The organism is Hydrogenophaga sp. (assembly GCF_026125825.1).
Taxonomy (GTDB): Bacteria; Pseudomonadota; Gammaproteobacteria; order Burkholderiales; family Burkholderiaceae_C; genus Hydrogenophaga.
Genome location: NZ_JAHCKK010000170.1, coordinates 1 through 4,543, shown reverse-complemented (window position 1 = coordinate 4,543; position 4,543 = coordinate 1). Strand labels below are relative to the sequence as shown.

General features: G+C 67.9%; 9 protein-coding genes. 4 read left to right on the top strand and 5 right to left on the bottom strand.

The features are described 5' to 3' along the window. Nucleotides 1-59: 59 nt before the first annotated feature. Together KIT86_RS24305 and KIT86_RS24300 are read right to left on the bottom strand one after the other, a co-directional pair. On the bottom strand, nucleotides 60-395 hold the full coding sequence (locus KIT86_RS24305) for a hypothetical protein (protein WP_297403194.1): 336 nt from the start codon (nucleotides 393-395) through the stop codon (nucleotides 60-62). A 51-nt stretch (nucleotides 396-446) separates the two neighbouring features. After that, complete coding sequence (locus KIT86_RS24300) at nucleotides 447-1,103, bottom strand: cation transporter (protein WP_297403192.1); 657 nt, start codon at nucleotides 1,101-1,103, stop codon at nucleotides 447-449. A 66-nt stretch (nucleotides 1,104-1,169) separates the two neighbouring features. Between KIT86_RS24300 and cadR the strand changes: the two genes are divergently transcribed. From cadR to KIT86_RS24285, 3 genes are all read left to right on the top strand, one after another. Further along, the gene (gene cadR, locus KIT86_RS24295) at nucleotides 1,170-1,601 is read left to right on the top strand and encodes a Cd(II)/Pb(II)-responsive transcriptional regulator (RefSeq protein ID WP_297403190.1); all 432 of its coding nucleotides are present in this window, start codon (nucleotides 1,170-1,172) and stop codon (nucleotides 1,599-1,601) included. Between the two features lie 24 nt (nucleotides 1,602-1,625). Next, complete coding sequence (locus KIT86_RS24290) at nucleotides 1,626-1,967, top strand: YnfA family protein (protein WP_297403188.1); 342 nt, start codon at nucleotides 1,626-1,628, stop codon at nucleotides 1,965-1,967. A 132-nt stretch (nucleotides 1,968-2,099) separates the two neighbouring features. Further along, a complete protein-coding gene (locus KIT86_RS24285; protein ID WP_297403187.1) occupies nucleotides 2,100-2,882 on the top strand; it encodes a Crp/Fnr family transcriptional regulator in 783 nt (260 codons plus the stop codon). Here KIT86_RS24285 and KIT86_RS24280 read toward each other — a convergent pair. Then, a complete protein-coding gene (locus KIT86_RS24280) occupies nucleotides 2,857-3,636 on the bottom strand; it encodes a hypothetical protein (protein ID WP_297403185.1) in 780 nt (259 codons plus the stop codon). The two genes, KIT86_RS24285 and KIT86_RS24280, sit on opposite strands and share 26 nt — an antisense overlap. 70 nt (nucleotides 3,637-3,706) lie before the next feature. Next, nucleotides 3,707-3,946 (bottom strand): hypothetical protein, encoded by a 240-nt coding sequence (locus KIT86_RS24275; protein ID WP_297403184.1) that lies wholly within the window; start codon nucleotides 3,944-3,946, stop codon nucleotides 3,707-3,709. Nucleotides 3,947-4,112: 166 nt separating this feature from the next. Between KIT86_RS24275 and KIT86_RS24270 the strand changes: the two genes are divergently transcribed. Further along, nucleotides 4,113-4,325 (top strand): hypothetical protein, encoded by a 213-nt coding sequence (locus tag KIT86_RS24270; protein WP_297403182.1) that lies wholly within the window; start codon nucleotides 4,113-4,115, stop codon nucleotides 4,323-4,325. Nucleotides 4,326-4,385: 60 nt separating this feature from the next. Here the strand turns inward: KIT86_RS24270 and KIT86_RS24265 are convergent. Further along, nucleotides 4,386-4,543, bottom strand: a 158-nt coding sequence (locus KIT86_RS24265; RefSeq protein ID WP_297403195.1) for a TOBE-like domain-containing protein, incomplete at its 5' end; no start/stop codon positions are given.

Sequence of the window (4,543 nt, the reverse complement as noted above, 5' to 3'; positions counted from 1 at the left end):
CACAGTGTGAAGGAGAAGGGGAGGCGCAGGCGCTGCGCTTCGAGCGGCGTTGCCCGGGATCAGCCCCGGGCGCTCCACTGAGGCCGGTCGGGCAGGTCGGCCGGCCGGGATGCCGGCACCCACGCCGCGCTCGCCAGCGGGAAAGGCGCAGGGCTCGCCCACATGGGGTGCTGCCCGTGAAAGACCGCCAGCGCGCAACCGTTGTGGCAGGCACCGCAGTCGGCGGGGTGCGCCGCGCCGGCCTCCAGCTGGGGCGCGCTGTCCACCCCATGGAAGTGGGGGCAGACCACCCCCGCGACCGGCCCGCGTTCATGCGGGGCATGCGCGCCCATCGCAGCCCACGAGAACTGCAAAGGCAGGAGCACCAGCAGAAAGACGGCGAGCCAGGAACGCATCAGCGGATTGTAGGAGTGGCCTGCGCCATCGCTTCCCGCGATACCGGTGGCTCAGTGCGCATGGTCGTGGTGCCGGTGGGCGTCGCTCTCGCCGGCGAGTTCGCCGCGCGCCTGGCGCAGCACTTGCCAGCCACCGTGCAAGGCCAGCGCGGCCATCAGGCTGGCCACCAGCAGGTCCGGCCAGGCGCTGCCCGTGCCAAACACCCCCAGCGCGGCCAGCATCACGGCCACGTTGCCGATCGCGTCGTTGCGCGAGCACAGCCACACGCTGCGCATGTTGGCATCGCCCTCGCGGAAGGCGTAGAGCATCCAGGCCACGGCCACGTTGGACACCAGCGCCAGCACCCCGACCACGCCCATCGTGGTGGCATCGGGCACCTGGCCGTTCCAGGCCGCCCATGCCGCACTGCCCAGGATGTACAGGCCAAAGCCCAACATGCTCACCGCCTTGAGCACCGCCGCGCGGGCCCGCCAGGCCAGTGCGGAGGCCAGCACCGCCAGCGAGACGGCGTAGTTCAGCGCGTCGCCCGCGAAGTCGACCGCGTCGGCCAGCAGCGCCAGCGAGCCCGCGCGCCAGCCGGCACCGATCTCGACCAGGAACATGGCCGCGTTGACGAGCAGCGCGATCCAGAGAACGCGGCGGTAGCGGGCGAGGTTGGCCACCTCGCCTGGTTGGGGGGTGCTGTGGGCATGGCAATGGGCTGACATGGTTTTCCTTTCGTTTCCTGTATTGGAAACCCTGAAGCGGCTACAGTGTCAACAAGGAGAAATGCCATGCAGATCAAGGAATTGGCGCGCGCCACTGGCGTGGATGTGGAAACCATCCGCTTCTACGAGAAGGAAGGCCTGCTGCCCGAGCCCGCGCGGCTGGACAACGGCTACCGCAACTACGACCAGCCGCACCTGGAGCGGCTGTCGTTCATCCGCCATTGCCGTGCGCTCGACATGCCGCTGGCCGACGTGAAGCGCCTGCTCGGCTTCGTGGACGACCCAGAGGGCCACTGCCTCAATGTCGACCAGCTCGTGGACGAACAACTCAGCCGCGTGCGCGCCCGCCTCAAGAGCATGCGGGCGCTGGAGAAACAATTGCTGCAACTTCGTTCGCGCTGCGATGGTGAGCACGAGGGCGGGGCGCCCTGCGGCATCCTCACCGAACTGGTCTCTGCCGCGCACGGCGAAGCCTGCGCCTGCCACCCCGGCCGCTGACCCCTCCATCCCATTGCCTACCCCATGGACGCCCTTCGCATCACTGGCATCACTGTCCTCTTTGCCGTCACGGCGCTGGCCGAGATCGTCGGCTGCTACCTGACCTGGCTGGTGTTCAAACAGGGCAAGGCCGCCTTGCTCCTGTTGCCGGCCGCGCTGGCGCTGGGCCTCTTCGCCTGGCTGCTCACCCTGCATCCCGCCGCGGCCGGCCGCACCTACGCGGCCTATGGCGGCATGTACATCGCCGTCGCCCTGGTCTGGCTGCGGCTGGTGGACGGCGTCACGCTTACCCGCTGGGACCTGGCGGGAGCGGTAATTGCCCTGATCGGGATGGCGGTGATCGCACTCCAGCCTCAGGGCGCCTGATCCCTCTCGTTCTCCTACGGCGAAAAGGGCGTTTCGTCTGACACAGCGCGCGTGCGATCCCCGGCCTAATTTGGGCTTGGCCCACCCCCGGGTGGGCCTGCGAATCGAACGACCTGTTGAAAGGGAACTGCCATGACCACCAATCCGTCTCCGCTGCCAAGCAACCACCTGCTGGCCATGCTGTCGGGCGCCGAATGGGAGCTGCTGGAACCCGACCTCGAGTGGGAAGAGCTGCGCGCCGGTGCCGTGCTGCACCAGGCGGGCGCCGAAGTGCGACACGTCTACTTTCCTGTCAGCGCGACCGTGTCGCTTGTGTCCTCGCTGGAAGACGGCGCATCGTCCGAAGTGGCGGTGGTCGGCAACGAAGGCATGGTCGGCGTGTGCGCGTTCATGGGTGACACCAGCGCCCTGTGCGACGCCATCGTGCAGCGCCCCGGCCACGTCGGCCGGATGGGCACCCAGGCCCTGCTGCACCACACGCGCCGCTCGCCCGAGCTCATGCAGCACCTGCTGGCCTACACCCAGGCCCTCTTCACCCACATGGCGCAGTCTTCGGCCTGCAACCGCCACCACGCGCTCGACCAGCAACTCTGCCGCTGGCTGCTCCAGCACCTGGATCGGCAGGACAACAGCGACATGCAGGCCACGCAAGAGCGCATCGCCAGCCTGCTGGGCGTGCGCCGCGAAGGCGTCACCAGCGGCGCACTCAAGCTGCAGAAGGCCGGCCTGATCGAGTACCACCGGGGCCACATCTCCATCCTGGATCGCGACGGACTCGAAGCTCGAAGCTGCGAGTGCTACGGCGTGGTCCGACGCGCCTACGACAAACTCTCCTGCGCCCACACGGCCATGCACCGCCTCGCCCGAGAGGACGCCATGCCGACCATGGTCAGGCGGGGCCTGCAGGCCGCCTGACGGCCGCTTGCGCTGCGGGCTGGGCCGACTTGGGTGCGGGCGCCAGCCCAAACACCTCGCCCAGGGTCTTGTGTTCGGGCAACACGTACACCACCGCCGACATCTTTGAAAACACCGGCTGCAGTTGCGCTTCGTAAAAAGCGGCCGGGACATTGATGCAGCCATAGGAGATGCGGTTGTCCGCGATGGTCGGCGATGCGAGCCGCTCGGCGCGCCGCTCCTTGGGCTGAAGCGTCGGTCGCACACGGTGCATGGACACGGCGGCGTCGTAGTCCACCCACACCACATCCTCGCCCGTCAGGTTGTGCCCCAGGTGGCCCACAAAGCGGCCTGCCGGCGTGGTCCGCTCATGCGGCTTGACCTGCTCCACCGGTCGCTGGCCGATGCCGGGCACCGTGTCATCTCCGGGCGCAAAGCCCAGCAGCACCGGCGTGCTGTCGCGCAGACTGGCATTGGCATTGAACACATGAAGCCTTGCGGCCGGTTTGTCCACCAGCACGAAGGGCATGCCCGCGTTGTCGCCCGTGCGGGCAATCCACTCCACCAGCTCGCGGGCATTCGCCGTGGCTTCGACCCCGCCGAAATCCGGTTGCGGCGCCGGCGTGTGCATGGGCACCAACGCGACCGCGGCCCCAGCAGATGGAGCACCAGGCTCCTGAACCCACCTGGCCGGTGGCACCAGCAAGGTCAACACCGCCGCGCCGATCAGCGCGCCATGGCGGATGTCTTGCGCGAGGGAATGGGGGAGGCGCATCACGGCGTCCTGAAAAAATGGGCGGCACCCGGAGCCTCGCCGGGCTCATGGGGGCCGGTGTGATGCACGGTCAGTTGCGATCGGCCTGGGCATCCGTGGTCATCGGCGCCGTGCTGCGCTGCGTCGTCTCCTGGCTGGGCGTGGCCGGCATCGTGGTCGACGGTGCGGGCGTGCCGGGCTGGGCCTGTGTGGCCGAATCCTGCGTCATTGGCGCGGGCGTGCTCGGGGTGGTGGTCTGCGCATACACCAGGCCTGCGCCAACGACGGTCAGTGCGGCCACGGAGGTGGTGAGGAGCTTGGAAGTCTTCATGATGGGGTCCTTTGGAAAAGCTGCACGAGGCAGGGAGGGGAGACAACAGCCGGATCAAGCGGCTGGGTCCACAGTAAGCCTCGCCAGGGTGAAGTTCTGTACGTCAACGCACAGACCCCTGCGCGCGTGCCCGCGATCCTGAAGCATCCATTCAGAGGAGCACCCCATGGCACAAACCGCACACATCGTTGGCAAGGTCGAGTACCGCGAAGGCGACGGCCCCAACATCGCCATTCGACCGGGCCCCGTCAAGGTGGAAACCGGCTTGAACGACGCCACCCTCAGCTGGGTGGACGAGGAAACGCGCGGCTCGGCCGCCATGCCGCTGGCCGACTTCAAGCGCTACGTGGCCGAAGGCAAGATCACCCTCGCCGCATGATGAAAAACGCCGCTTGCACCGGGCTGTGATACCCGATGTAAGCGGCGTAAATGTTGTGGTTCAGGCCGCCTGCGGATGCAGGAACACACGGGCCTTTCGGGGTGAAACCACCAGCGTGTCGCCCTCCTTGAAACCCAGCTCACGGAACCGCTCGGACGACATCCGCGCTTCAATCAGCGGGTCGTGTCCGCCGGGCGCTTGCGCATCCACCGGCAGCA

Bases quoted from the DNA above. Each gene is read 5' to 3' on its own strand.
- KIT86_RS24305 (WP_297403194.1), bottom strand. From the start codon at position 395: ATGCGTTCCTGGCTCGCCGTCTTTCTGCTGGTGCTCCTGCCTTTGCAG.
- KIT86_RS24300 (WP_297403192.1), bottom strand. From the start codon at position 1,103: ATGTCAGCCCATTGCCATGCCCACAGCACCCCCCAACCAGGCGAGGTG.
- cadR (WP_297403190.1), top strand. From the start codon at position 1,170: ATGCAGATCAAGGAATTGGCGCGCGCCACTGGCGTGGATGTGGAAACC.
- KIT86_RS24290 (WP_297403188.1), top strand. From the start codon at position 1,626: ATGGACGCCCTTCGCATCACTGGCATCACTGTCCTCTTTGCCGTCACG.
- KIT86_RS24285 (WP_297403187.1), top strand. From the start codon at position 2,100: ATGACCACCAATCCGTCTCCGCTGCCAAGCAACCACCTGCTGGCCATG.
- KIT86_RS24280 (WP_297403185.1), bottom strand. From the start codon at position 3,636: ATGCGCCTCCCCCATTCCCTCGCGCAAGACATCCGCCATGGCGCGCTG.
- KIT86_RS24275 (WP_297403184.1), bottom strand. From the start codon at position 3,946: ATGAAGACTTCCAAGCTCCTCACCACCTCCGTGGCCGCACTGACCGTC.
- KIT86_RS24270 (WP_297403182.1), top strand. From the start codon at position 4,113: ATGGCACAAACCGCACACATCGTTGGCAAGGTCGAGTACCGCGAAGGC.